The organism is Actinomadura geliboluensis (assembly GCF_043197915.1).
Lineage (GTDB): Bacteria > Actinomycetota > Actinomycetes > Streptosporangiales > Streptosporangiaceae > Spirillospora > Spirillospora geliboluensis.
The window spans coordinates 284,553-308,022 of sequence record NZ_JBICUA010000009.1; the positions used below are offsets into that span (position 1 = coordinate 284,553).

General features: G+C 74.0%; 25 protein-coding genes. 14 read left to right on the forward strand and 11 right to left on the reverse strand.

Annotated features, from left to right (window positions below; genetic code table 11):
• Positions 1-11 precede the first annotated feature (11 nt).
• Genes ACGFI1_RS28465 through ACGFI1_RS28475 form a run of 3 tightly spaced genes read right to left on the reverse strand, consistent with a single transcriptional unit; the run spans position 12 to position 2,304 of the window.
• Positions 12-422 (reverse strand): hypothetical protein, encoded by a 411-nt coding sequence (locus ACGFI1_RS28465; RefSeq protein WP_392789567.1) that lies wholly within the window; start codon positions 420-422, stop codon positions 12-14.
• An 18-nt stretch (positions 423-440) separates the two neighbouring features.
• Positions 441-1,088, reverse strand: coding sequence for a response regulator (locus ACGFI1_RS28470; protein ID WP_138637837.1), 648 nt, complete (start codon positions 1,086-1,088; stop codon positions 441-443).
• Positions 1,089-1,101: 13 nt separating this feature from the next.
• The gene (locus ACGFI1_RS28475; protein ID WP_392789570.1) at positions 1,102-2,304 is read right to left on the reverse strand and encodes a sensor histidine kinase; all 1,203 of its coding nucleotides are present in this window, start codon (positions 2,302-2,304) and stop codon (positions 1,102-1,104) included.
• 302 nt (positions 2,305-2,606) lie between these two features.
• On the opposite strand from ACGFI1_RS28475, the gene ACGFI1_RS28480 reads away from it, so the two are divergent.
• Together ACGFI1_RS28480 and ACGFI1_RS28485 are read left to right on the forward strand one after the other, a co-directional pair.
• Positions 2,607-2,813, forward strand: coding sequence for a hypothetical protein (locus ACGFI1_RS28480; protein WP_364548667.1), 207 nt, complete (start codon positions 2,607-2,609; stop codon positions 2,811-2,813).
• Positions 2,814-2,951: 138 nt separating this feature from the next.
• Positions 2,952-3,743: a methyltransferase domain-containing protein gene (locus ACGFI1_RS28485; RefSeq protein WP_392789572.1), complete on the forward strand. Its 792-nt coding sequence runs from the start codon at positions 2,952-2,954 to the stop codon at positions 3,741-3,743.
• A 3-nt stretch (positions 3,744-3,746) separates the two neighbouring features.
• On the opposite strand, the gene ACGFI1_RS28490 is transcribed toward ACGFI1_RS28485, so the two are convergent.
• The 5 genes from ACGFI1_RS28490 to ACGFI1_RS28510 all read right to left on the reverse strand — a co-directional run bounded on the left by ACGFI1_RS28490 (position 3,747) and on the right by ACGFI1_RS28510 (position 8,617).
• A complete protein-coding gene (locus tag ACGFI1_RS28490; protein WP_301174676.1) occupies positions 3,747-4,535 on the reverse strand; it encodes an SDR family oxidoreductase in 789 nt (262 codons plus the stop codon).
• Between the two features lie 27 nt (positions 4,536-4,562).
• Positions 4,563-6,263 (reverse strand): acetolactate synthase large subunit, encoded by a 1,701-nt coding sequence (locus tag ACGFI1_RS28495; protein WP_392789574.1) that lies wholly within the window; start codon positions 6,261-6,263, stop codon positions 4,563-4,565.
• Positions 6,264-6,424: 161 nt separating this feature from the next.
• Positions 6,425-7,444, reverse strand: coding sequence for an LLM class F420-dependent oxidoreductase (locus ACGFI1_RS28500; protein ID WP_392789577.1), 1,020 nt, complete (start codon positions 7,442-7,444; stop codon positions 6,425-6,427).
• A gap of 130 nt (positions 7,445-7,574) precedes the next feature.
• Positions 7,575-7,775, reverse strand: a complete 201-nt coding sequence (locus tag ACGFI1_RS28505) for a DUF397 domain-containing protein (RefSeq protein ID WP_138639312.1) — start codon at positions 7,773-7,775, stop codon at positions 7,575-7,577.
• Positions 7,772-8,617 (reverse strand): helix-turn-helix domain-containing protein, encoded by an 846-nt coding sequence (locus ACGFI1_RS28510; protein WP_392789579.1) that lies wholly within the window; start codon positions 8,615-8,617, stop codon positions 7,772-7,774. Before ACGFI1_RS28510 ends, ACGFI1_RS28505 begins: the two co-directional genes overlap by 4 nt.
• 192 nt (positions 8,618-8,809) lie before the next feature.
• On the opposite strand from ACGFI1_RS28510, the gene ACGFI1_RS28515 reads away from it, so the two are divergent.
• Positions 8,810-9,370, forward strand: a complete 561-nt coding sequence (locus tag ACGFI1_RS28515) for an ATP-binding protein (protein WP_392789581.1) — start codon at positions 8,810-8,812, stop codon at positions 9,368-9,370.
• Between the two features lie 57 nt (positions 9,371-9,427).
• On the opposite strand, the gene ACGFI1_RS28520 is transcribed toward ACGFI1_RS28515, so the two are convergent.
• Positions 9,428-10,024, reverse strand: coding sequence for a TetR/AcrR family transcriptional regulator (locus ACGFI1_RS28520; protein WP_138639314.1), 597 nt, complete (start codon positions 10,022-10,024; stop codon positions 9,428-9,430).
• Positions 10,025-10,084: 60 nt separating this feature from the next.
• Between ACGFI1_RS28520 and ACGFI1_RS28525 the strand changes: the two genes are divergently transcribed.
• From ACGFI1_RS28525 to ACGFI1_RS28570, 10 genes are all read left to right on the forward strand, one after another.
• On the forward strand, positions 10,085-10,720 hold the full coding sequence (locus ACGFI1_RS28525) for a GNAT family N-acetyltransferase (protein WP_392789583.1): 636 nt from the start codon (positions 10,085-10,087) through the stop codon (positions 10,718-10,720).
• A complete protein-coding gene (locus ACGFI1_RS28530) occupies positions 10,717-11,223 on the forward strand; it encodes a hypothetical protein (protein WP_386873897.1) in 507 nt (168 codons plus the stop codon). Before ACGFI1_RS28525 ends, ACGFI1_RS28530 begins: the two co-directional genes overlap by 4 nt.
• Positions 11,224-11,298: 75 nt before the next feature.
• On the forward strand, positions 11,299-12,597 hold the full coding sequence (cbiE, locus tag ACGFI1_RS28535; protein WP_392789587.1) for a precorrin-6y C5,15-methyltransferase (decarboxylating) subunit CbiE: 1,299 nt from the start codon (positions 11,299-11,301) through the stop codon (positions 12,595-12,597).
• A gap of 52 nt (positions 12,598-12,649) precedes the next feature.
• Entirely contained in the window at positions 12,650-13,246 is a 597-nt protein-coding gene (locus ACGFI1_RS28540; protein WP_138639317.1) for a precorrin-8X methylmutase, read from the forward strand.
• Entirely contained in the window at positions 13,243-14,268 is a 1,026-nt protein-coding gene (gene cobC, locus ACGFI1_RS28545; RefSeq protein ID WP_138639318.1) for an Rv2231c family pyridoxal phosphate-dependent protein CobC, read from the forward strand. Before ACGFI1_RS28540 ends, cobC begins: the two co-directional genes overlap by 4 nt.
• 16 nt (positions 14,269-14,284) lie before the next feature.
• Positions 14,285-15,385 carry a nicotinate-nucleotide--dimethylbenzimidazole phosphoribosyltransferase gene (gene cobT / locus ACGFI1_RS28550; RefSeq protein WP_364548641.1) on the forward strand — a complete coding sequence of 367 codons (1,101 nt, stop codon included), beginning with the start codon at positions 14,285-14,287 and terminating at the stop codon, positions 15,383-15,385.
• A gap of 185 nt (positions 15,386-15,570) precedes the next feature.
• Positions 15,571-16,809 (forward strand): uroporphyrinogen-III C-methyltransferase, encoded by a 1,239-nt coding sequence (gene cobA, locus ACGFI1_RS28555; protein ID WP_392789589.1) that lies wholly within the window; start codon positions 15,571-15,573, stop codon positions 16,807-16,809.
• The gene (locus ACGFI1_RS28560) at positions 16,806-18,740 is read left to right on the forward strand and encodes an AAA family ATPase (protein ID WP_392789591.1); all 1,935 of its coding nucleotides are present in this window, start codon (positions 16,806-16,808) and stop codon (positions 18,738-18,740) included. The genes cobA and ACGFI1_RS28560 overlap by 4 nt, the downstream gene beginning before the upstream one ends.
• Complete coding sequence (locus ACGFI1_RS28565; protein ID WP_301174673.1) at positions 18,737-20,449, forward strand: GTPase family protein; 1,713 nt, start codon at positions 18,737-18,739, stop codon at positions 20,447-20,449. The genes ACGFI1_RS28560 and ACGFI1_RS28565 overlap by 4 nt, the downstream gene beginning before the upstream one ends.
• Positions 20,450-20,533: 84 nt before the next feature.
• The gene (locus tag ACGFI1_RS28570; RefSeq protein ID WP_364548633.1) at positions 20,534-20,998 is read left to right on the forward strand and encodes a single-stranded DNA-binding protein; all 465 of its coding nucleotides are present in this window, start codon (positions 20,534-20,536) and stop codon (positions 20,996-20,998) included.
• 20 nt (positions 20,999-21,018) lie between these two features.
• Here the strand turns inward: ACGFI1_RS28570 and ACGFI1_RS28575 are convergent, their stop codons facing one another.
• Positions 21,019-21,534: an AraC family transcriptional regulator gene (locus tag ACGFI1_RS28575; RefSeq protein ID WP_392789594.1), complete on the reverse strand. Its 516-nt coding sequence runs from the start codon at positions 21,532-21,534 to the stop codon at positions 21,019-21,021.
• Positions 21,426-21,767 carry a cupin domain-containing protein gene (locus ACGFI1_RS28580; RefSeq protein ID WP_392789811.1) on the reverse strand — a complete coding sequence of 114 codons (342 nt, stop codon included), beginning with the start codon at positions 21,765-21,767 and terminating at the stop codon, positions 21,426-21,428. Before ACGFI1_RS28580 ends, ACGFI1_RS28575 begins: the two co-directional genes overlap by 109 nt.
• A gap of 401 nt (positions 21,768-22,168) precedes the next feature.
• Between ACGFI1_RS28580 and ACGFI1_RS28585 the strand changes: the two genes are divergently transcribed.
• Positions 22,169-23,458: a sensor domain-containing diguanylate cyclase gene (locus ACGFI1_RS28585; protein ID WP_364548630.1), complete on the forward strand. Its 1,290-nt coding sequence runs from the start codon at positions 22,169-22,171 to the stop codon at positions 23,456-23,458.
• The last annotated feature ends 12 nt before the right edge of the window (positions 23,459-23,470 follow it).

The following is a 23,470-nucleotide window of genomic DNA, read 5'->3' on the forward strand; positions in this document are numbered from 1 at the left end:
TCACCGGATCGTCACATCTGGAACACGAACCGTGTGGCGGCGAAGGCCAAGGCGGCGGTGACGGCGGCCCAGGCGGCGAGCCGGCCGAGGCCACCTGTGGACAGCAGCCGCTCCGGCCGGAACCGCGTGACGGCCAGCAGGCCCCACCACTCGGCGGCCAGCGCGACCGTCGCGTGCAGCGAGCCGAAGCCGATCAGCGCGAAGAGCAGGACGACGCCCGCCGGGGTCGCGGTGTGCGCGAACAGCGCCGGGCCTCGGGCGGGCCCGGGCAGGCCGCGGCGCAGCCCGGCGAGGACGGCGCCCCAGCCGGCGGCGCACAGCGCCCAGACGACGAGGACGGCGACGGGCAGCCCGTTCAGCGATTCCGGTGCCAGTGCCGTGTCCCTTCCCCCGAGTGCCCCCCGTCCGCGTTCCCGCCCCACATGCCTGTGGCGGGGCGGTCAGATCATGAGGCCCGACTCCCATGCCCAGGCGGCCGTCTCCACCCGGTTCCGGGTGCCCAGCTTGCGGTGGACGCTCCCGAGATGCGTCTTGACCGTGGACAGCGACACGAACAGCTCGCCCGCGATCTCCTCGTTCGTCCGCCCGCGCGCGACCCGCTTCACCACGTCCAGCTCCCGGTCGGTGAGCGGCTCGCGGGGCGGCGCCGCGGCCGGGCGGGGCCGCGCCAGCCGCTCCAGCAGCCGCACGGTGATGGACGGCGACACCAGCGACCCGCCGCTCGCCGCCGCGCGGACCGCCTCCACCAGCAGCGCGGGGCCGCTGTCCTTCAGCAGGAACCCGACCGCGCCGCCGCGCAGCGCCCCGTACACGTACTCGTCCATGTCGAACGTCGTGACGATCACCACGCGGAGCGGGTCGGGGACGCCCGGACCGGCCAGCGCGCGGGTCGCCGCCAGCCCGTCCATCACCGGCATCCTGATGTCGAACAGGCACACGTCGGGACGGAGCCGGCGGGCCAGCGCGACGGCCGCGGCGCCGTCGGCGGCCTCCCCGACCACGGTCATGTCGGGCTGCGAGTCGACGATCATCCGGAACCCGGTCCGGACCATCTCCTGGTCGTCGGCGACGAGGACGCGGATGCTCACCCGGCCGATTCTGTCAGCTCCCGCCGGACCGCCGCTCCCCGGCCGGGAGCACCGCGACGACCTCCCAGCCGCCCTCGGGGCGCGGGCCCGCGCGCAGCCGCCCGCCCGCCGCGCCGACCCGCTCCGCCAGCCCGGTGAGCCCGAACCCGCCGGACGGCAGCCGCCGGCCGCGGCCCCGCCCGTCGTCGCGCACCGCCACCTCGACGTCGGCGCCCGCCCGCCCGAGCGTGACCCGCACGGTCGCGGCGTCGGCGGCGTGCTTGCGGATGTTGGTCAGCGCCTCCTGCACCACCCGGTGCGCCGACGCCGCCACCTCCGGTGGCAGCGCGCCGAGGTCGGGCGCGAGCGTCAGCGTCGCCGGCGGGTGGGCGAACCCGGCGACGAGGTCGCGGAGCTGCCCGAGGTCGCCGACGGGGCGGGTGGCGGCGCCGCCGTCGGGGAGGGCGTCCCCGTCCGGGGCGTTGACGTGCTGCGCGTCCCGCAGCAGGCCGACCATGCGGCGCATCGAGGTCAGCGCCTCGGTGCCGGCCTTCTCGATGCCGCCGAACATGCGGTCCAGGTCCTCCGGCGACTGGCCCGCGCCCGCCTGCGCCGCGAACCGCGCCGCCTGCGCCTGGACGACGATGCCCGTCACGTGGTGGGCGACGAAGTCGTGCAGGTCGCGGGCCAGCTCCAGCCGCTCGTCCCGGCGCGCCGCCGCGAGCGACCGGGACCGCCGGGCGTCCAGCGCCCGCAGGTACAGGCCGATGCCGAGGGCGATCGACACGGTGATGCCGAGCGGCGCGCTGATCAGCGCCCCGGCGAGCGCCGACCAGCGCAGCGGCGTCGCCAGCACCGCGGCGCCGAGCAGCGCCGCCAGCGGGACGAGGTGCTCGCGGCGCGCCTTCCACATCGTCCGGCTGATGGCGATCAGCAGTCCGCCGACCTCCGCGAGCACGCTCGGCGCGGTGTAGTCGGGGCGCACCGCGAGCCCGAGGTACAGGGTGCTGGACGCCGACAGCGCCCCCGCCGCGACCGCCCACGGGACGACCCGCCCGTCCACGGCCGCGACGCTGGCGACGGCCGCGACGACCAGCAGCCACAGGGTGGGCATGTCCCGCACCATCGCGACCAGGCAGCCGAGCAGGTACAGGCCCGCGAAGCCCAGGTACGCGGCGCGCATCAGGCAGCCGCCCACCGAATGGATGCGGTCCAGCCGTGTCCCCAGGTCGCTCACGGTGATGCAGGGTACGGCCTGCCGGGGACCCGCCGGATCGGCCGAACGGCCGATCCCGGGCCGGCGAGGCCCCCGGCCCGCCGTCGCGCTCCGTGATCATCGGCGCCTCGCGCCCGCCGGACCGCTCGAATAAAGGTTCGAAAATGTCAGAGGTGCCCCGTAGCGTTGACCTTGTGATTTGGGAGACACCTGGGAACAGGCGTCGAACCGAGTGGCTTGTAACCACGTACCTAGGGGTATGTGACTGACGGTGGCACCCGCAGAGGCGCGGGCGCCACCGGGTCAAGGAAGGGGTGTTGGCAGTGAGCGCAGCGACCGGCACGTTCCATCTCTCCCACCCGCGGCTGGACGGACCCGCCGAGCGGACCGTCGTCGAGCCGTGGCTCACCGAGCTCTCCCATGCGACGCTGAACGCCTACACCGACCCCGAGCCGTCGCTGGCCGCGGTCGAGGCCCTGCCCTTGCGTCCGCAGCCCGCGCCGGCCCGCCGCGTCGCCGTGGCGGCCTGACCAAGCCACCGGAAGGGGATCGGGCATCGTCCCGATCCCCTTTTCCCGGCCCTGCTGTCTCATATATTGATACATGATTCTCAAACTATGAGAAGCGAGCGTACGGTGGGGGGCACCGAGGACAGAGAGGTGATCCCGATGCCGGCCTACACCCACGGCCACCACGAGAGCGTCCTGAGCTCCCACCAGTGGCGCACGGTCGAGAACTCCGCCGCCCACCTGATCGAGCACCTGCGCCCCGGCCTGTCGGTCCTGGACGTCGGCTGCGGCCCCGGCACGATCACCGCCGGCCTGGCCGAACGCGTCGCCCCCGGCCGCGTCGTCGCCGCCGACGCCGCCGAGTCCGTGCTGGACGAGGCGCGCAAGAGCACCGCCGCCCTGGCCAACGTCGAGTTCGCGGTGGCCGACGTCCACGCGCTGGACTACCCCGACGGCACCTTCGACGTCGTCCACGCCCACCAGGTGCTCCAGCACGTCGCCGACCCCGTCCAGGCACTGCGCGAGATGCGCCGCGTCACCCGGCCCGGCGGCATCGTCGCCGCGCGCGACGCCGACTTCGGCGCCATGGTCTGGTACCCGGAGCCGCCCGGCATGGACGCCTGGCTGCCCATCTACTACAAGGTGGCGCGCGGCAACGGCGGCGAGCCCGACGCGGGCAGGCGCCTGGTCTCCTGGGCCCGCGCCGCCGGCTTCACCGACGTCACCGCGTCCGCCTCGTCCTGGTGCTACGCCACCCCTGCGGAGCGCGAATGGTGGAGCGAGTCCTGGGGCGGCCGCATGGTCCGGTCCTCGGTGGCCGACCACGCCGTGGCCGGCGGCCACGCGACCCGCGACGAACTGGACCGCGTCTACGCGGGCTGGAAGTCCTGGGCCGCCGCCGAGGACGGCTGGTTCTCCGTCACCCACGGCGAGGTGATCTGCCGCGCCTGACCCTCACATCGCCCAGCGCCGGAACCCGCCCTCGGAGTTGACGACCTGGCCGGTGATCCAGTGGCCCTCGTCCGACACCAGCCAGCGCACGAGCCGGGCCACGTCGTCCGGCGCGCCCCAGCGCCCGAACGGCAGCGCCCGTCCGACCCGCTCGGTCAGCTCCTCATCCGCCCAGCCGGTGTCCACCGGGCCCGGATTGACGGCGTTCACGGTGATCTTCCGGTCGGCCAGCGCGTCGGCCAGCGTCAGCGTCATCTGCTGGATCGCGCCCTTGCTGACCGCGTAGGGGATCTCCCGCACCATCGGCCCGAGGTGCTGGCCCGAGGTGAACAGCACGATCCGCCCGCCCGGGCGCGCGTCGTCGTGCGCGGCGGCGAACGCCTGGGCGAGCAGGACGCTCGCCCGCGCGTTCACCGCCCAGCACAGGTCCAGCTCCGCCGCCGTCACCTCGCCGAGCGTCCCGAGGGCGCTGCGGGCGTGGTTGGCGACGACGGCGTCCACCGCGCCGAACCGCTCCACCGCCTCCCGGACGACCCGCCCGGGCGCGTCCGGCTCGGCGAAGTCCGCGGCGACATGGGCGAGGCGGGGGCCGGTCCCGCCGAGCGCCGCCAGGACGTCCTCGACGGGCTCGGCGCCCCACGGCTGCTCCTCGTCGTGCGGCGTCCACGACTGCGCCAGCACGCTCGCGCCCGCGGCGAGCAGCTCCCGGGCGATCGCGAACCCGATCCCCGCCCGCCGGCCCACGCCGGTCACCACCGCCACCCGCCCGGCGAGCGGTTCCATGATCGTCATGCCCCCAGGGTAGGCGGGGGCGGGCGGTCAGAAGGGGTCGGTGAGGTCGCCCAGCTTGTCGGTCAGCTCCAGGTTGTGGGAGTAGTCGACGGGGACGGTGACGACGGAGACGGCGTCCTCGGCCAGCGCCTTGCGGAGGGTGGGCAGCAGCTCGCCGGCGGACTCCACGCGGTACCCGTTGGCGCCGAAGCTCTCCGCGTACTTCACGAAGTCGGGGTTGCCGAACGCGACGTGGGAGCTGCGGCCGAGTTCGAGGTCCATCTTCCAGCCGATCAGGCCGTAGGCGGAGTCGTCCCAGATCAGCACGGTGATCGGGATGTTCTCGCGGACGGCGGTCTCCAGCTCCTGCGAGTTCATCAGGAACGCGCCGTCGCCGGTCGCGGCGAGCACGCGGCGGTCGGGGCGGGCGAGCTTGGCGGCGATCGCGCCCGGCACGGCGAAGCCCATCGACGACAGGCCGTTGGAGACCAGCAGCGTGTTCGGCTCGTAGGTCGGGTACATGCGCGCCATCCACATCTTCACCGCGCCGGTGTCGGCGAGGACGATGTCCTCGCGGCCCATGGCGGCGCGGATGTCGGCGACGACGCGGCGCGGCGACAGCGGGTGGCCGTCCTCGGCGGCGCCCTCGGCGAGCTCCTCGCGGAGCAGCTCGCGGATCCGGCGGCTCGTCGGCGGACGGCGGTGGGCGCGGTCCGCCCCGGTGTCGCGGTCCGCCCCGGTGTCGTCGAAGCGGCGGTGCACCGCGTCGGCGAGCGCGTACAGCGACCGGGAGACGTCGCCCTGGATGCCGACCTCGACCGGGTAGTGCTCGTCGACCTCGGCGGGGAACTGGTGGATGTGGATGATCTTCTTGTCGGCGGTGGGGTTGACCTTGACGGGGTCGAACTCCTGGAGCTCGTAGCCGACGGCGATCAGCACGTCCGCCTCGTCGAAGCCGAAGCTGACGTAGTCGCGCCGCATGAAGCCGACGGCGCCGAGGGCGTTGCGGTGGTCGTCGGGGAAGACGCCCTTGCCGTTGAACGTGGTCGCGACCGGCAGGCCGAGGTGCTCGGAGAAGTGGACCAGCGCGGCGCTCGCGCCGGCGCGGGTGGCGCCGTGCCCGGCGAGGACGATCGGCCGCCGGGCGAGCGCGAGCACGTCGGCGGCGCGGGCGATCTGGGACGGCGACGGCTCCTGCGCCCGGACGGTGTTCACCGGCAGCGGCGCGAGGCCCGGGTCGACCTCCGCCGCCTCGACGTCCTCGGGGATGGCGAGGTAGACGGCGCCGGGCCGCTCGGTCTGCGCGGTCTTGAACGCCTTGCGCACCATCTCCGGCAGCGCCTCGGCGCGCGGCGCCAGCTCCGCCCACTTGGTGATCGGCCGGAACAGCGACACCAGGTCGATGATCTGGTGCGACTCCTTGTAGATGCGGTCCAGCCCGACCTGCGCGGAGATCGCCACGACGGGCGTGCTGTTGGTGGTGGCGTCCGCGACGCCGAGCTGCAGGTTGATCGCGCCGGGCCCGAGGGTCGCGGACGCCACCCCGGCGCGGCCGGTGAGCCGGCCGTAGATCTCCGCCATGAACGCGGCGGCCTGCTCGTGCCGGACGAGGACGTAGCGGATCGACGAGTCGTTCAGGGCGTCGACGAAGTGGATGTTCTCCTCGCCGGGAATGCCGAAGACGTACTCGACCCCCTCCGCCTCAAGGGTCCTGACGAGCAGCCGGGCGGCGGTCTCCTGCGTGGACATCGTGTGTCCCATCTCCAGTCCGCGAATCGTGGTGCGTGTCTCTGGGTGCCTTCGGTGCAGCACCCGGAGACATGCCTCGATTCCGCGCGGTGATGTGCAGTTGATCTCGTCGAGGACCGCCGTCGGCCGGCGGCGGCGGTTCTCAGGGGCGGCGGCGGTTCTCAGGAGTCGGCCAGGTCCTTGAGGGCGCGCAGGGTCGGCTCGTCCCGCACCCCGGCGATCAGCACGGTGCTGACCGGGCTGTCGCGCCAGAGCTGGAGCCGCTCCTTGATCCGGCCGAGCGGGCCGAGCAGGGAGATGGCGTCGGCCAGCTCGTCCGGCACGGCCTTGAACGCCTCGTCGCGGCGGCCGGCCAGGAACAGCTCCTGGACGCGCTGGGCCTGCTCCGCGAAGCCGAGCCGGCCGATCAGGTCGAGGTGGAAGTTGCGGTCCTTGGCGCCCATCCCGCCGATGTAGAACGCGAGCGGCATCTTGGCGAACTCCAGCGCCGAGGCGAGGTCGTCGGTGACGATCGTGGTGACGGTCGCGGCGATCTCGAAGCCGTCCGGGCGGTTCGCGAGCGACGCGCCGAAGACGGAGTCGATCTGCTGCGGGTCGACGAACAGCGGCAGCCAGCCCTGCGCGACCTCGGTGGACAGCGCGACGTTCTTCGGCCCCTCGGCGCCCAGGTAGACGGGGATCTCCGACCGGACGGGGTGCACGATCGACTTCAGCGGCTTGCCGAGCCCGGCGCCGCCGGGGTAGGGCAGCGGGTAGTGCGGGCCCTCGCTGGTCACCGGGCCCTTCCGGCGCCAGATCTGGCGGACGATGTCGAGGTACTCGCGGGTGCGGGCGAGCGGCTTCGGGAACGGCTGCCCGTACCAGCCCTCGACGACCTGCGGCCCGGACGCGCCGAGGCCGAGGATCACCCGTCCGCCGGACAGCGCGTCCAGGGTGAGCGCGTGCATCGCGGTGGCCGCCGGGGTGCGCGCCGACATCTGCACGACGGCGGTGCCGAGCTTGATCCGGGAGGTGCGGGCGGCGTACCAGGCCAGCGGGGTGAACGCGTCGGAGCCGTACGCCTCGGCGGTGAACACCGAGTCGTAGCCGCAGCGCTCGGCGGCCAGCACCGTCTCGGTCTGGTCGTCGGGTTCGCCCTGCCAGTAGCCGACGTTGATGCCGAGCTTGAGTTCCGCGGTCACGTTCACCCTCCGGTTGTCGACGCACCGCGATACTAGAACACGTTCTAGTTTCTCGGAAGGGGGGACCGGTGGGCGGACGCGCCCGGGGGCCGCGGCGGGCGCGTCGCCCGCCACGGCCCCCGGCCGGTCGCTAGCTCTCCTTGATCGCGTCCAGCAGGCCCCGCCAGGCGGCCGGCGTCAGCACCAGGGCCGGTCCGGCGGGATCCTTGGAGTCGCGCACCGCGCGGAGGGTGCGGGTCAGTGGCGCCACCTCGACGCACTGGTCACCGCTACCGCTGCGGGACGACTTGCGCCAGACGGCGCCGGTGAGTTCGCGCTGCAGGTTGGTCACGGGCTGCTCCTTGCTGCCTCGGCTATGAGGTGCGCGGAATCCTCGGGGGACAGGGCGTCCGCCTCGATGCGATCGAAGCGGTCCCTATGCTTCGCTATTTCCTCGGCGCTCTCAAGGTAAACGTCACCCATAGTGCCCTCGACGTAGGCGATATCGGGGTCTGCGGGGTCTGGATACGACAATATGGTGAAACGTCCGTCTAGGCCCGCATGCGCCGCTGCTGTATACGGAAGTACCTGAATCGTCACGGTTGGGTGGGTCTGCACGATGGCGGCGAGCGACTCCAGCTGCGCCCGCATCACCTCCTCGCCGCCGATCGGGCGGTGCAGCACCGCCTCGTCGAAGATGACCTGGAGGCGCGGCGCGTCGGCGCGGTCCAGCAGCGCCTGCCTGATCTTGCGGGCGGCGATGCGGCGCTCGATGTCCTCCTGGGCGGGCAGCAGCCGGCCCGCCGTGATCACGGCGCGGGAGTACGGCTCGGTCTGCAGCAGCCCGTGCACGAGCTGCGGGTCCCAGGTGCGGATGTGGGACGCCTCGTCCTCCAGTGCGACGTAGCTGCCGGCGAAGACGTCCTGGTAGGCGGTCCACCAGCCGCGCTGGCCCGCCTGCCGGGCGAGGGTGATGAGCGCGTCGCGGTCCGGGCTCGGGACCCCGTAGAGGTCGAGGATGTCGGCGATGTCGCCGGGCTTCGGGCGGGTCTGGCTGGTCTCGAGGCGGGAGACGGTGGCGCGCGACCAGTCCAGCCGGTCCGCCACCTCCTGCAGGGTCAGGCCCTGCTCCTCGCGCAGCTTGCGGAGCTCCCGCGCGAGGCGGCGGCCACGGACGGTGGGGCGGTAAGTCATGGCAGTGGAGTCTTGCGACTCTCGCCGCCCGTCACAACGCGATTGGCCAACCCCGCGCTCCGTGCGGGGCAATTCCGGGAAGAGGCTTGCGATCGTGAGAATCTCACGAGAGTCTTGGATCCGTGACCGCCTGAGGACCGACAGTGACGGTGGGCGGTCGTGTGCCCGGGCACCTTGACCACGGGAGGACCCGTGAAGAGCACGCCGGCCGATCCGACGGCGGACGTCATGACCGATCCATCGACCATCACCGACACGGAGAGCCTGCCCTGCACCGCGCGGGACGGCGACACCGCGCGGGACGGCGGCGACGCCTCCGGCGACGGCATGCCCGGCTGGGTGTGGGCGCTGCCGGGCGGCCCCGGCTGCGCCGGCCACGCCCGCCGCGTGCTGCGCGACGCGCTCGCCTCGCTCGGCGTGCCGCCGGACGCCGTCGCCGACGCGCTGCTCATGGTCAGCGAGCTGGCGACCAACGCCTACCAGCACGCCGGCGGGCACGGGCCCCACGAGCTGTGGCTCTACCAGGGCGGCGGCCGGGCGCGGGAGATCCGCTGCGCGGTCTTCGACGCGTTCGCCGACGCCGCCCTGCCCGGCTACTCGTGGACGTCCGGCGACTGCGGGCGCGGGCTCAGCATCGTCCGGGAGCTGTCCGGCGGGCGCTGGGGGCTGCGGCGCACGCTCTCGCGGCTGGGGCCGTCCGTGCGCGGCAAGGCCGTCTGGTTCGCCGTCCCGGGCGCGGCCTTCTCGTCCTGAGCGCGTCCCGGGCCCGTGCTGAGGCTCGTCCCGGGCCCGTGCTGAGCGGGCCCGGGGTCAGTCCTTCTCCAGGGCGGGCCCGATGTCGCTGACCAGCGCCAGCAGCGACCGGGAGAGCAGCGTGTGCACCTGCTCGCGGTCGAGCGTCTTCTCCTGCAGCCACTGCCGCGTCGCCGCGTCCACCAGCCCCGAGTAGACCCGCAGGACGGCCCGCAGCGTCTCCGTCGGCTCCGGCACCCGCAGCACGGCGAGCATGTGCTTGACCGCCTCGTCCTTGAACCGGTTGACGATCCGCAGGAGCTCGGGGTCCTGGCCGAAGCCCTCGGCGTCCAGCGCCGCGAACCAGGTCGTCGCGTTCCGCTCGGCGGTGTCGAGGAACAGGTTCACCAGCAGTTCGACGGACTCGGGCAGCGTCAGCCGGTCGTCCGGCGGCGGGGCCTGCATCGCCGCGGACGCCGTCAGCCCCTGGACGACCTTCAGGAACAGCTCGCGCTTCGTCCCGAAGTAGTAGTGGATCAGGCCGCGCTGCACGCCGGTCTCCCGGGCGATCGCGGCCGTGGACACCTCGGCGTAGGGCAGCTCGGTGAACATCCGCCGAGCGACGGCCAGGATCTGGGCACGCCGTTCGTCCGGGGACAGGCGCTGGTAGCTCACCGTGGCAGCCTATTCTGTGCGGGCGGCCCGCGCCGTGCGGGCGGCGTGAGGGGAGCGCGCGTGAACGGCTTCGAGGAGACCGTGCGCCTCGCCGGCGAGCGGCTCGTCCTCCGCCCGTTCGGCCTGGACGACGCCGCGGTGCTGATCGAGGTGATCCGCGCCGGGGAGGACTTCCTGCCGCCCAACTTCCCGACCGCCCTGGAGGCCGAGCCCATCGCCTGGTTCCTCCAGACGGGCGTCCACAACATTCAGCATCTGGGCCTGGGAATCCATCTCGCGGTGACAGAGCGGTGCACCGGTGACCTTATCGGCACGATCGGGCTGTTCAAGGTGGAGTGGGCACAACTGACGTGCGAGGTCGGCTACGGGATGCGGCCGGCCGCGCGCGGGCGCGGCTACGCGACCGAGGCGCTCGGCTTGATCACCGACTGGGCACTGCACGACTGCGGGCTGTTCCGCGTGGAGCTGCGGGCGATGGTCACCAACCACGCCTCGATCCGCGTCGCGGAGAAGGCCGGCTTCCTGCGCGAGGGCGTCGCGCGCGGCGCCGAGCGCGACGCGGACGGCGTCAACCGCGACATGATCGTGTTCAGCCGGATCGCGACCGATCCGCCGCCTCCCGGCGCGCCGCGGCCGCATCCGGGCGGCGCCTCCGCGAGGCTCGGCGCCGACGACGAGGAGGGACGGCACCAGTGACCGCGACGGATCGGACGCTCGTGATGTACGGGGAGGGCGCGCGCGAGGCGGCCCATCGGATGCTGCCGACGCTGCCGGAGGAGCGCTTCGTCCCGGTCGGCGCGGGAGCGGAGGCGGTCCGCGACGCGGTCGGCGCGGCGGTCGAGGACGGGCTCGCGCAGGTCGTCCTGGTCGCGGGCCTGGGCGAGCAGATCGCCGTGCTGGGCGGCATGACGGGCCTGCTGGAGTCGGTCACGCTCGACATGGACTGCGGGGTCGCGCTGGCCGGGGAGGTGTCGCGGGCGGCGACGCCGCGCGACGTGTACGCGCTGTGGGAGGCGGCGGGCAAGCTCGGGCCGTGCGGCCGGGAGCTGTGCCGCCGGACGGCCGGGGAACTGGAGCGCGTCGCCGCCGAGGCGGCCGGCGCGCAGTCCGGGTCCGCCGCGCCGGTCGCGGCGCAGGTCGTCCTGGTGGACGCGGCGGGCGAGCGCATGGTCGGCATGTACGGGCGGATGGCCCGGTGAGCGCCCGCTAGATCGGTTCGTTGGGGACCGGTTCCGTTCGGGGCCGGCTCGGTAGGCGATTGGCAGGGCAGGGCGATGCTTACGGTCGTCGGCCGCGATGGTTCGCCGCTTTCCGGCGCGGCCGTGGCGGCTTTGGAGAGTGCTGCACTGGTCGTGGGCGAGGCTCGCCTGCTGGACGGCCTGCCGTTGCCGCCGGACGTCCGCAAGGTCGCCGCCGACGACGTGGCCGGGGCCCTGCGGGAGGTCTTGGAAGAGGCCGATGCCGCCGATCAGGACGTCGTGCTCGTCGTGGACGGGGATCCGGGCTACTTCGGCATCGTCCGCGAACTCCTCGAACAGGGGTATGCGCCTGAAGCCATCCCTGCGACGCCGCTGGTGGCGCGGGCTTTCGCCCAGGCGGGGCTGCCCTGGGAAGACGCTGTGGTCGTCTCCGCCAGGGGCGGGCACCTCAGGCAGGCGGTGAACGCGTGCCGTGCCCATCCGAAGGTGGCCGTGCTGACCGGGCCTGGTGCAGGGCCGGCGGAACTGGCGCGCGCGCTGTTCCCGGTGACGCCGCGTTCGTTCGTGGTCTGCGAGGACCTGGGCGGGCCTGGGGAACGGGTCGTGTACGTCCGTCCTGCGGAGGCCACCACTCGTCCATGGAACAGCCCTGATGTGGTGCTCGTCCTGGACAACCGGTACGCCCTGGGGGAAACGGGCTGGGTCTCCGGGCCTCCGCGTACGCCCGCCGGGTGGGCGCTGCCCGCGGACGCGTTCGGCGACGGGTCCGGCGACGTATTCGGCCTGAGCCCGGAGGTCCGGGCGTTCGTGCTGGCGAAGCTCGGTCCGGGCCTAGGCGACATGGTGTGGGACGTGGAGTCGGGCGACGGCTCTGTGGGCATCGAGTGCGCGCGCTTTGGTGCCGCCGTGGTCGCCATGGACCGCGACTACGCGGCGTGTGAGCGCGTCCGGCGGAACGTGCGCCTGCACGGGGTCAAGGTGGCGATGGCGTCCGGGGACGTCCGGTCCGCCGCCGGCCATCTGCCGCAGCCCGACGCCGTGTTCCTCGGGCCTGGGGTGTTCTCAGGGCAGGGCGGGGCGGAGGCCGTCCGGGCGTGCGCCGGGCTGAGCCCGTCCCGTGTCGTCGCTGTTCCCCCGCTCGGCGACGTTCAGGTCATACTGGACATCCTGGATGAGCGCGGCTTCACCTCCGGCGCCGTCCAGCTCCAGGCGGCCCGGCTGACCCCACCGGAGCGGCCGGGAGATCCGGTGGCCGTCGTCTGGGGGGAGCGGGACGTCCCGGCCCCGGCGCGGCGGGCGCCCCGGACGGACCGTCCCATCGAGACGATCCCCGCGCCGCCCGACGAGCCGGACATACCGCCCGGCGCGGCGTGAAACCCTGGTACCCCGTCCGGAAGCAGGCATCCGGAGCACTGGAGGAGCGCAGTTGACCGTCCGTCAGCCCCACCCGATCGAGGTCCGGTCGTACGAGATCCTGCGGTCCCGCGTCGACCTGTCGCCGATGCCGCCGCTGTGGCGCGCCGTCGCCGAGCGGGTGATCCACGCCACCGCCGACCTGGAGTACGCGGTGGACCTGCTGACCAGCGAGGAGCACCTCGCCCGGGGCTGGGCCGCGCTGCGCGGCGGGGCGCCGATCGTCACCGACGAGGGCATGGTCGCCGCCGGGATCACCGCGCGCGAGACGCTCTGCCACGCCGCCGACCCGGCCGCCGCCCGGATGGCGCGCGCCGCCGGCATCCCGCGCTCGGCCGCGGCCGTCCGGCTGTCCTACTCCGAGGTCGGGCCGGGCGCGGTCTGGGTGGTCGGCTCCGCCCCCGAGGCGATCTTCGAGATCATCGCCCGCCGGGTCGAACCGGCGCTGGTCATCGGCATGCCGGTGGGCTTCGTCGGCGCCTGCGAGGCCAAGGAGGCGTTGCGCGCCAGCGGGCTGCCGCAGCTCAGCAACGTCTCGGAGAAGGGCGGCTCCGCGGTCGCCGCGGCCGCCGTCAACGCCCTGCTCTACCACGAGGCGGCCCGCGCATGAGCGCCGCGTACGAGGTCGATCTGCGCCACCACGGCGACGCGGAGGTCGGCGGCGGGCTCGCCGACTTCGCCGTCAACGTCCGCACGGGCATGCCCCCCGCGTGGCTGGCCGAGCGCATCCGGGCGTCCGTCGCGGACCTCGCCGCCTACCCCGACCCGCGCCCGGCCCGCCGGGCGGTCGCGCGGCGGCACGGCAGGTCCGTCGAGGAGGTGCTGCTCACCGCCGGGGCCGCGGAGGCGTTCGTGCTGCTCGCGCGCGTCCTCGCGCCGCGCCGTGCGGTGGTGGTGCACCCGCAGTTCACCGAGCCCGAGGCCGCGCTGCGGGCCGCCGGGCACGAGGTGGAGCGGGTGATCCTCAGCAAGGACTTCACCCTCGACCCCGGGCTCGTCCCAGAGGACGCCGACCTCGTGGTGGTCGGCAACCCGACCAACCCCACGTCGGTCCTGCATCCGGCCGACACCGTCGCCGCCCTCGCCAGGCCCGGCCGGACGGTCGTCGTCGACGAGGCGTTCATGGACGTCGTCCCAGGCGAACCGGAGTCCCTCGCAAGCAGGCTCCCCACCGGCGTCGTGGTCATCCGGTCCCTGACCAAGACATGGGGGCTCGCCGGGCTCCGCGCAGGCTACGTCTTGGCCGACCCCCATTTGGTGGGGCGGCTCGCAGAAGCACAGCCACTCTGGGCCGTGTCCACCCCTGCGCTCGTAGCCGTCGAAGCCTGCTCCTCGCCGGAAGCCGTAGCCGAGGCCGAGGCATGGGCCGTCCAGCTCGGCGAAGAACGCGACCGGCTGGCCGCAGAGCTGACCGGACGCGGCCTGTACGTCGTCCCAGAAGCGCGTGCGTCGTTCCTGTGCCTGTGCGTGCCCGACGCCCTCGGCATCAGGGCGCTCCTACGGCAGCGCGGCTACGCCGTCAGGCGCGGCGACACCTTCCCAGGGCTCGGCTCGGACTGGCTGCGCATCGCCGTTCGCGACCGTCCGTCCAATGACCGGCTGCTCGACGTACTGGGCGAGCTCGGCATCTGACCGCAGAGAGGACGCTGTGAACCTGATCGACGAGACCATCGCCGCCATCGCCCCGCTGGACGAGGCGGCCGTCCGGGACGCCCGCGACCACCAGGCGCGGCTCACCAAGCCGCCCGGGTCCCTCGGCGTCCTGGAGGAGGTGTCGGTCAGGCTCGCCGGGCTGGCCGGGCAGTGCCCGCCGCCGCTGCCCGAACCCGCCGCCGTCGCGGTGTTCGCCGCCGACCACGGCGTGCACGCGCAGGGCGTCACTCCGTGGCCGCAAGAGGTCACCGCGCAGATGGTGGCCAACTTCCTGGCCGGGGGCGCCGTGGTCAACGCGTTCGCCGCCCAGGTCGGCGCCCGCGTCACCGTGGTCGACGTCGGCGTCGCCGCCGAACTGGACGCCGCCCCCGGCCTGCTCCGCCGCAAGATCGCGCCCGGCACCGCCGACATGACGGCCGGGCCCGCGATGACCGCCGAGCAGACCCGCCGCGCCGTCGAGACCGGCATCGGCGTGGCCCGCGCGCTCGTCGCCGAGGGCGCCCGGTGCCTGCTCACCGGGGACATGGGGATCGCCAACACCACCGCGTCCGCCGCGCTGATCGCCGCGTTCACCGGCCTCCCGCCGGAGGACGTCACCGGCCGCGGCACCGGCATCGACGACGCCACCCACGCGCACAAGGTCGCGGTCGTCCGCGCCGCCCTGGACCGGCACGGCCTCGCGCCCGGCCACGGCACGGCGCCGCTGGACGTCCTCGCCGCCGTCGGCGGGCTGGAGCACGCCGCGCTCGCCGGATTCGTCCTCGGCGCGGCCGCGCTGCGCGTCCCGGTCGTCCTCGACGGGGTGATCGCGGGCGCCGCCGCGCTGGCCGCCGCCGCGCTCCGCCCGGACGCCCTCGCCGGGTGCGTCGCCGGGCACCGCTCGGCCGAGCCCGGCCACGCCGCCGCCGTCGCCGCCCTCGGCCTGCGGCCCCTCGTCGACCTGGAACTGCGGCTCGGCGAGGGGACCGGCGCCCTGCTGGCGTTGCCGCTGGTCCAGGGCGCGGTGCGGGTCCTGCACGACGTGGCCACGTTCGACTCCGCCGGGGTCAGCGAGAAGCCCGGCGCGGCCGGGGACGACGCCTCCGGACGGCCGTAGCGGAGTGATCAACGGTTGAGTCACGCTCGGCTATCGACTGAGCGGAGCCCCTCTGCATGGACTCCATATCCCGAGTACCTTTATTCAACAAAGGAACTTGCCGGTCACCGTCGTCCGCAAGCGCCGCGCACGTCCAACGAACCGCACGTCAGCCGCCCACCGCACCCGACCGAGAGAACCATTACGTGCCCCCGTACCTGCTAGGCCTGCGACTCGGCGGGCGACGCGTCCTCGTCGTCGGCGGGGGCCGGGTCGCCCAGCGCCGCGTGCCCGCGCTGCTGGACGCGGGCGCCGAGGTCGTCCTCGTCTCGCCGCACGTCACCGCCACCCTGGAGGGGCTCGCCGAACGCGGCCGGATCACCTGGCACCGGCGGCCCTACAAGCGCGGCGACTGCGCCGGCGCCTGGCTGGTGCAGGCCGTCACCGACGACGCCGCGGTCAACGGCGACGTGGTCGCGGAGGCCGACGCCAAGCGGATCTGGGCGGTGCGGGCCGACGACGCCGAGTCGTCCCCGGCCTGGACGCCCGCCAGCGGGCACGCGGGCGACGCGACCGTGGGCGTGCTGCTCGGCGGCGACCCGCGCCGCGCCGCGGGCATCCGCGACGCCGTGGTGGAGGGGCTCCGCGACGGCGCCCTCGAATCCCGGCACTCCCGGCGCAAGCCCGCCGGCGTCGCGCTCGTCGGCGGCGGCCCCGGCGACCCCGGCCTGATCACCGTGCGCGGGCGGCAGCTGCTCGCCATGGCCGACGTCGTCGTCACCGACCGGCTCGCCCCCGGCGGCCTGCTGGACGAGCTGGCCGCCGACGTCGAGGTGATCGACGCCGCGAAGATCCCCTACGGCCGCACCGTCACCCAGGACCGCATCAACGAGTACCTGGTCGAGCACGCGAAGGCCGGGCGCTTCGTCGTCCGGCTCAAGGGCGGCGACCCGTTCGTGTTCGGCCGCGGCGGCGAGGAGGCCCTGTACTGCGCCCGCCACGGCGTGCCCGTCACGGTCGTCCCCGGCATCACCAGCGCGGTCGCCGTGCCGTCCGCCGCGGGCATCCCGGTCACCCACCGGGGCGTGTCGCAGGAGTTCCACGTCGTCTCCGCGCACGTCCCGCCCGGCCACCCCGACTCCACCGTCGACTGGGCCGGGCTGGGGCGCGCGCGGGGCACGATCGTCCTGCTCATGGCGGTGGAGCGGATGGCGCTCATCGCAGCGGCCCTCATGCGCTATGGTCGATCGTCCGACACGCCGGTGGCCGTGGTACAGGACGGCACGCTCCCCGGCCAGCGGGCGCTGACGGCGACGCTGGGCACGGTGGCCGACGAGATGGCCGCCGCCGAGATCAGGCCCCCGGCGATCGCGGTGGTCGGCGACGTGGTCGCCGTGGCACGAGAGATCGACATGATTCGAGCGGACATGGGACGGGATCCGTGACACCCCCGGCAGAGCGAAGCGCGGTCCACGACGAGGAGGCCGCCGGCCAGGGACGCGGAATCGAGGACTCCGCGCCCGACAACGCCGTGCCCGAGAAGGACGCCGTGCCCGACAAGGACGCCCCCGACACCTCGCAGACCCCCGCCGCCCCCGAAGCCGACGCACCGGAGCGGGACGCCCCGTCCGCCCGGACGAAGGGCAAGGGCCGCCGCCGCGCCGCCCCCCGGACCGGCGGCGGGACGGTCCGCCAGGGCGAGCTGATCCGCGCCCTGACCGCGCTCCGCGACCAGCTCGGCGCGTTCGACCTGCTGCTGGACGTCCCCGGCGTCGAGGAGGCCCGCGAGGCCCGCGACGAGCTGCGCGGCCAGCTGGAGGACTACGTCCTCCCGCGCATCCAGGCCGCCGGCGCGCCGATGCTCGTGGTCCTCGGCGGCTCGACCGGCGCCGGAAAGTCCACCCTGGTCAACACGCTCGTCGGCGCCCGCGTGAGCGCCACCGGCGTGCTGCGCCCCACCACCAGCAGCCCCATCCTCGTCTGCCACCCCGACCACACGGAGTGGTTCATGGAGGGGCCGATGCTGCCCGGCATGGGACGCGTCCGCGGCCCCGCGCCCGACGCCATCGCCGGCGACCAGCTCGTCATCATCGGCAGCGACGTCCTGCCGCCCGGCCTCGCCCTCCTCGACAGCCCCGACTTCGACTCCGTCTTCGAGGACCACTACGAGTTCGCCACCAAGCTGATGGCCGCCGCCGACCTGTGGCTGTGCGTCACCACCGCCGCCCGGTACGCCGACGCCCAGGTGTGGCAGATGCTCCAGCGCGCCAAGGAGAACGGCGCCACGATCGGCGTCGTCCTGTCCCGCGTCCCCGACGGCGCCGGCGCCGAGGTCGTCGAGCACTTCGGCGAGATGCTGGACGAGCACGAGGTCGGCGACGCGCAGCGCTTCACCATCCCCGAGACCCGCATCGAGAACAGCCGGCTCCCCGAGGAGACCGTCGAGGACATCCGCGCCTGGCTGACCGGCGTCGCCGAGGACGCCGAGGACCGCGAGATCGTCATCAGCGACACCCTCGCCGCCGTCCTGGACAGCCTCCGCACCCGCGTCCCCGAGGTCGCCCGGCAGGTCGAGGCGCAGGTCGAGCAGCGCGCCGAGCTGGCCCGCGAGGTCGAGGCCGGCTACGGCACCGCCCTCGCCGAACTGGACGAGGCCACCCGCAACGGCTCCCTGCTGCGCGGCGAGGTCCTCGCCCGCTGGCAGGACTTCGCCGGCACCGGCGACCTGCTGAAGGCCCTGCACGTCCAGCGGTCCCGGCGCGGCCGGGCCGCCGGCCGCCGGGCGGGGCGCCGCAGCCCGGCCCGCGTCCGGGCGCTCAAGGCCGCGCTGCGCAGCGGGCTCGAATCGCTGATCATGTCGTCCGCCGAGCACGGGGCCGAGCAGGTCCTCGCCCGCTGGCGCGACCACCCCGCCGGGCGGCAGGTCCTCGCCGGGACCGACGCCGACCTCGCGCACGTCTCCCCGGAGCTGTCGCGCCGCGTCACCCGGGCCGTCAGCTCCTGGCAGGACCACGTCCAGGAGCTGATCCGCACCGAGGGCGTCACCAAGCGCTCGGTCGCGAAGCTGGTCTCGTTCGACACCGAGGCCGTGTCGCTCGTCCTGATGATCGGCCTGCTCGGCTACGGCACGTCCGACGTCGCCGTCGAGGGCGGCAACAGCGCCGTCCCGCAGCGGCTCCTGAAGGCGCTGTTCGGCGCCGAGTCGCTGCGCGGCATGGGCGCCAAGGCCCGCGCCGACCTGCGCAGCCGCATCGGGATGCTGTTCGACGAGGAGGCCATCAGATTCGGGCAGGTGCTCGACTCCGCGGGCATCCCCGACGAGACCGTCCCCGTCCAGCTGTACCAGGCCACCTACAACCTCGAGGTCGCCCGATGACCACCTCGGCCCTGCCCGCGAACTCGCCGGCCGGCACCGGCGGGATCCCGCTCGCCGACGCGACCGGGCCGGCCCCCGCCGCGCCCGCCCCCGCCGGTCCGCCCGCGCTGGTGGACCGGCTCAACGCCCTCGACCGGCTCGTCCAGACCGGCTACGGGCGGCTCGACCAGCCCGTCCTGGACGAGACGGGCGCGCTGCTCGACCGGGCCGGGCAGCGGCTCCGGCTGTCCGGCGACCACACCGTCGTGACCCTCGCCGGCGGCACCGGCAGCGGCAAGTCCTCCCTGTTCAACGCGATCTGCGGGCTCGAACTGTCGCCCACCGGGATGCGCCGCCCGATGACGTCCAAGGCCCACTCCTGCGTCTGGGGGCTGGACGGCGCCGGCCCGCTGCTCGACTGGCTCGACGTCGACAAGCGGCACCGCTACGCCCGCGCCAGCGCCCTCGACCTGGAGCGCGCCGACGCCGGCCTGCAGGGCCTCGTGCTGATCGACCTGCCCGACCACGACTCCATCCAGGCCGTGCACCGCGCCGAGGTCGACCGGTTCGTCACCATCGCCGACCTGCTGGTCTGGGTCGTCGACCCGCAGAAGTACGCCGACGCCGCCCTGCACCGCAACTACATCGTCCCGTTCGCCCGGCACACCGGCGTCACGCTGATCGTCCTCAACCAGGTCGACCGGCTCGCCCCGCACGAGATCGACGACTGCGTCGCCGACCTGCGCCGCCTCCTGGAGGCCGAGGGCCTCGCCGACCCGCGCATCGTGACCACGTCCGCGGTCGCCGCCGACGGCGTGCACGGGTTCCGGGACGTCCTCATCGACACCGTCGCCGCCCGCCGCGCCCGCACCGAGCGCCTGTCCGCCGACGTCGACCGGGTCGCCGAGCGGTTCACCGCCTACCGCTTCGACGCCGAGCCGCCCACGACCGTCGACGAGAACCGCCGCACCGAGCTGATCCAGGCGTTCACCGACGCCGCCGGCGCGCCCGCCGTCGCCGAGGCGATGGAGAGCGCCTACGAGCTGCGCGCCGCCGACTTCGTCGGCTGGCCCGTCAGCGCCATGATCGCCCGGCTGCGCTCGGACCCGCTGCGCCGGATGCGCCTCACCGAGCTGCGCGAGGAGCTCCGGAACGCCTTCACCGGCCCGGTCGGCGCCCAGCAGGGCGATGTGGACAACGCGCTCCAGAGCGTCACCGAGGGCCTGACCCCCGAGCTCCCCACCCACTGGGGGCGGTCCGTGCGGGCCGCGGCCCGCGCCCACGCCACCGAGATCCCCGAGGCGCTCGGCGAGTCCCTGAAGGCGGCCCTGCCCACCTTCAACACGGTTCCGCGCTGGTGGTGGCTGGTGAAGACCTGGCAGTACTTCCTGATCCTGGTCGCCGTCCTCAGCGTCGTCTGGATCGGCTTCCTCGTCGCCTACGGCCTGCTGGGCGCCGGCGGCGACGACCCGTCCGGCCTCATCGGCCAGGCGGGCCTGATCCCCTATGTGGCGGTCCTGGTCGTGTGCACGCTCGGCATGGGCTGGCTCACGGCGTCCGCCTGCCGCAACCTGGTCGCGCTGTCGTCCGCCAAACACGGCGAGAAGATGGAGCACCACATGCGCCAGGGCATCGAGCACGTCGCGTTCGAGAAGGTCATCGAGCCCATCGAGGACGACCTGGAGGTCTACGCCCGCTTCCGCAAGGACGTGGACGTCGCGCTCGGCTGAGTTATCCACAGTTCCGCGAGGCCCTGGCCGCCGCAGGGCCGCCGCGCCACCGTTGACTCGTAACCGAGGACAACGGAGGACGCAGTGAACGAGGCACACGTCACCATCACCGGCTGGGTCGCCGCCGAACCGCACTACGCCGTCACCGCGAACGGAACCCCCTACCTCTCCCTGCGCGTCGGCTGCACGCCCCGCCGCTTCGACCGCCAGACCAACCAGTGGCAGGACGACGACTCCCTGTTCGTGACCGTCAACTGCTGGCGCAACCTCGCCGAGAACGTCAACGCGTCCGAACTGCGGCGCGGCACACCCGTCCTGCTCACCGGCCGCCTGCGGATCCGCCAGTACGAACGCGCCGACCAGTGGCGCTTCTCCGCCGAGGTGGAGGCCCTCACGCTGGGCCCCGACCTGAACCGCGGCACCGTCGACTACCGTCCCGCCCAGCGCAGCGGCCCCCTGACCGACGAAGACCGCCAACTGGCCCGCGAAGCCGCCGACCAGTGGGCCCTGACGGCCCCCGCCGAAGAGGAGGAACCCAAAGCCGCCTGACCTCGCCCATCGGCCGGGCGTCAGCCGGTTCGCCGCGCCGGTCCCGCGTTTCGGTGGGCGCTCGGGCGTGTGCCGCGCAGGCGTTTGAAGGCGACGCTCAGGGCGTAGCCGTTGGCGTAGCCCACCTTCCGCGCGATGGCGTCCACCGTGAGGTCGGTCTGGCGCAGGAGGTCCGCGGCCAGGGCGATCCGCCAGTTCGCGAGGTAGGCCATCGGCGGTTCGCCGACCATGGCGGTGAACCGCCGGGCGAGCGCCGCCCGGGAGACCCCCACCTTGGCCGCCGCCTCGGCCACCGTCCACGGGTGGGCGGGCGCGTCGTGCAGCAGCCGCAGCGCGGCGCCCGCCACCGGGTCGTCGAGCGCCCGGCACCAGGCCGGGGCGTCGGCGTCCGGGTCGTCGAACCAGTTGCGCAGCGCGGAGACCAGCATCAGGTCCAGCAGCCGGTCCAGGACCAGCTGCTGTCCCGGCCGGGCCCTGCCGATCTCCTCGGCGAACGTCTCCACCGCGGGGAAGGGGCTGTCCTCGGCTCGCACCACGAGAACGGCGGGGGCCCCAGCAGCCGTTCGCTGAGCTCCCCGCGGCGCTCGAAGGCCCCGCTGAGCAGCACGGGGGCTCCGTCGACGGGCGTTCCGCAGGTCCGAGCCGATCCGGAGGCGCCCTCGGCCGCTGAGCAGTAGTCGCCGCTGGTCACCTCCAGCGAGGGTGTGGTCGCGGGATCGTCGGCGACCGTGTAAGGCACGTCGCCGCGGACAACGGCGATGCCGCCCAGTTCTGTCGGAGCGAGTGCACGTCAGGGGCGGTTGGCGGTCCGGGCGGCGCGCTCTCGACGGAACAAAGGGCGGCGGAACAATGGGCAACACGCCCGGGGCGAGTTGGCGGCTGGTTGTTCGTGGTGCGGTGGGCGGCGGAGGGGGAGCGGGGGCGTGGCCGGCGTGGTCGCCGGTCGGCGCCCCCGCGCCGTCGGGGTTCTGCGGCCTGGTCAGATCCAGGAAATGCCGCGCATGACGATTTCCCCCTCAGGATGTGCTGAGCACCGCGAATCCGCGGGCCCTGATGCCGGTGCCCGGAACGGTCACCCGCATGTGCCTTCCCGAACGTACCTGTTTCACGCCCGTTCCGCACACGTTGCAACTATCGTGTTACACAACGTGATGCGCGTAAGGGGGAAGGATGACGGCAGTGCAGTCGTCCGCCGAGGACCATGGTGGGGAGCTGGCCGGCAAGCCCGGGCGCCGGGTACGACCGGGGCGTCCGACCCTGCTCGTGGTCTACGTGCCGGTGGTCGTCGCCGTCCACCTCGGGCTCATCGTCGCCGGGCTGGTGGAGACCCCGTACCGGGGCGACGAGCTGGTGACGTTCGCGGCCCTGCTGGCGTGCGGGGCCATGTGCATCGAGGCGACCCGGCGGCTCGGCATGCCGGCCGGCGTGGCGCGTGACCTGCTGTCGGCCTGGTGGCTGCCGGTGGCGCTCCTGCTGCCGCCGTTGTACGCGCTGCTGCTCCCGATACCGCTTCAGGCGCTGCTGCAGTTCCGGGTGCGCCGCACGCTGATCTACCGGCGGGCGATCGTCGCCGGCGCGCTCGGCATCGCCGGGGCGTGCGCGTCCGAGGTGTTCCACCTGGTGGTGCCCGAACCGCTGCAGGGGGCGCCGCAGTGGGTCGTCGAGCCCTACCCGGGCATCCCGGCCGCCGTCGGGTGCGCGGCGCTGTTCACCGTGGTGAACACGGCGATCGTCGCGGTCGCGGCGCACGCGGCGAACCCCGAGAGCCGCTGGCGGGACGTCCTGTGGAACCGCGAGAGCCTGCTGCTGGACGTGGTCGAGCTCTGCGTCGGCGTCATCGTGGCGATCACCAGCGCCCTGTCGCTGGGCCTGCTCCTGCTGGCGCTGCCCCCCGTGATGCTGTTGCAGCGCAGCCTGATGCACCAGCAGCTCCAGGCCGCCGCGCGCACGGACGCGAAGACGGGCCTGCTGAACGCGTCGGCCTGGCAGCGGGAGGCCGACACCGAGCTGTCCCGGGCGCAGCGCACCCACGACGCCGTCGCCCTGCTGCTGATCGATATCGACCACTTCAAGCGGGTCAACGACACGCACGGCCATCTGATCGGCGACCAGGTGCTGGTGGGGGTGGCCAGCACCCTGTGCCACCAGTTGCGCGACTACGACGTGGTGGGGAGGTTCGGCGGCGAGGAGTTCGTGGTGCTGCTGCCAGGCGCCGACACCGTGGAGGCGTGCCGGGTCGCGGAGCGGCTCCGCGGCCGGGTCCGCAGGCTCGCGGTGCCCGCCGAGGAGGGCACGGTCACGGTCACGGTCTCGGTGGGCGTCGCCCTCTTCCGCACCCACGGCCAAGACCTTCTGGAGCTGCTCGCCGCCGCCGATCTCGCCCTGTACCGCGCCAAGTCGTCCGGCCGCGACCGGGTCTGCCTCCCCGCCCTGGACGGCCCCAAGACCGCGGGCGGCTGAGGCGGCCCCGCG

What these genes read in the sequence shown, in the direction of transcription:
- cobC (WP_138639318.1), top strand. Translation starts at nt 13,243, where the DNA reads ATGAGCGCCGCGTACGAGGTCGATCTGCGCCACCACGGCGACGCGGAG.
- cbiE (WP_392789587.1), top strand. Translation starts at nt 11,299, where the DNA reads ATGCTTACGGTCGTCGGCCGCGATGGTTCGCCGCTTTCCGGCGCGGCC.
- ACGFI1_RS28485 (WP_392789572.1), top strand. Translation starts at nt 2,952, where the DNA reads ATGCCGGCCTACACCCACGGCCACCACGAGAGCGTCCTGAGCTCCCAC.
- ACGFI1_RS28510 (WP_392789579.1), bottom strand. Translation starts at nt 8,617, where the DNA reads ATGACTTACCGCCCCACCGTCCGTGGCCGCCGCCTCGCGCGGGAGCTC.
- ACGFI1_RS28490 (WP_301174676.1), bottom strand. Translation starts at nt 4,535, where the DNA reads ATGACGATCATGGAACCGCTCGCCGGGCGGGTGGCGGTGGTGACCGGC.
- ACGFI1_RS28565 (WP_301174673.1), top strand. Translation starts at nt 18,737, where the DNA reads ATGACCACCTCGGCCCTGCCCGCGAACTCGCCGGCCGGCACCGGCGGG.
- ACGFI1_RS28495 (WP_392789574.1), bottom strand. Translation starts at nt 6,263, where the DNA reads ATGTCCACGCAGGAGACCGCCGCCCGGCTGCTCGTCAGGACCCTTGAG.
- ACGFI1_RS28585 (WP_364548630.1), top strand. Translation starts at nt 22,169, where the DNA reads ATGACGGCAGTGCAGTCGTCCGCCGAGGACCATGGTGGGGAGCTGGCC.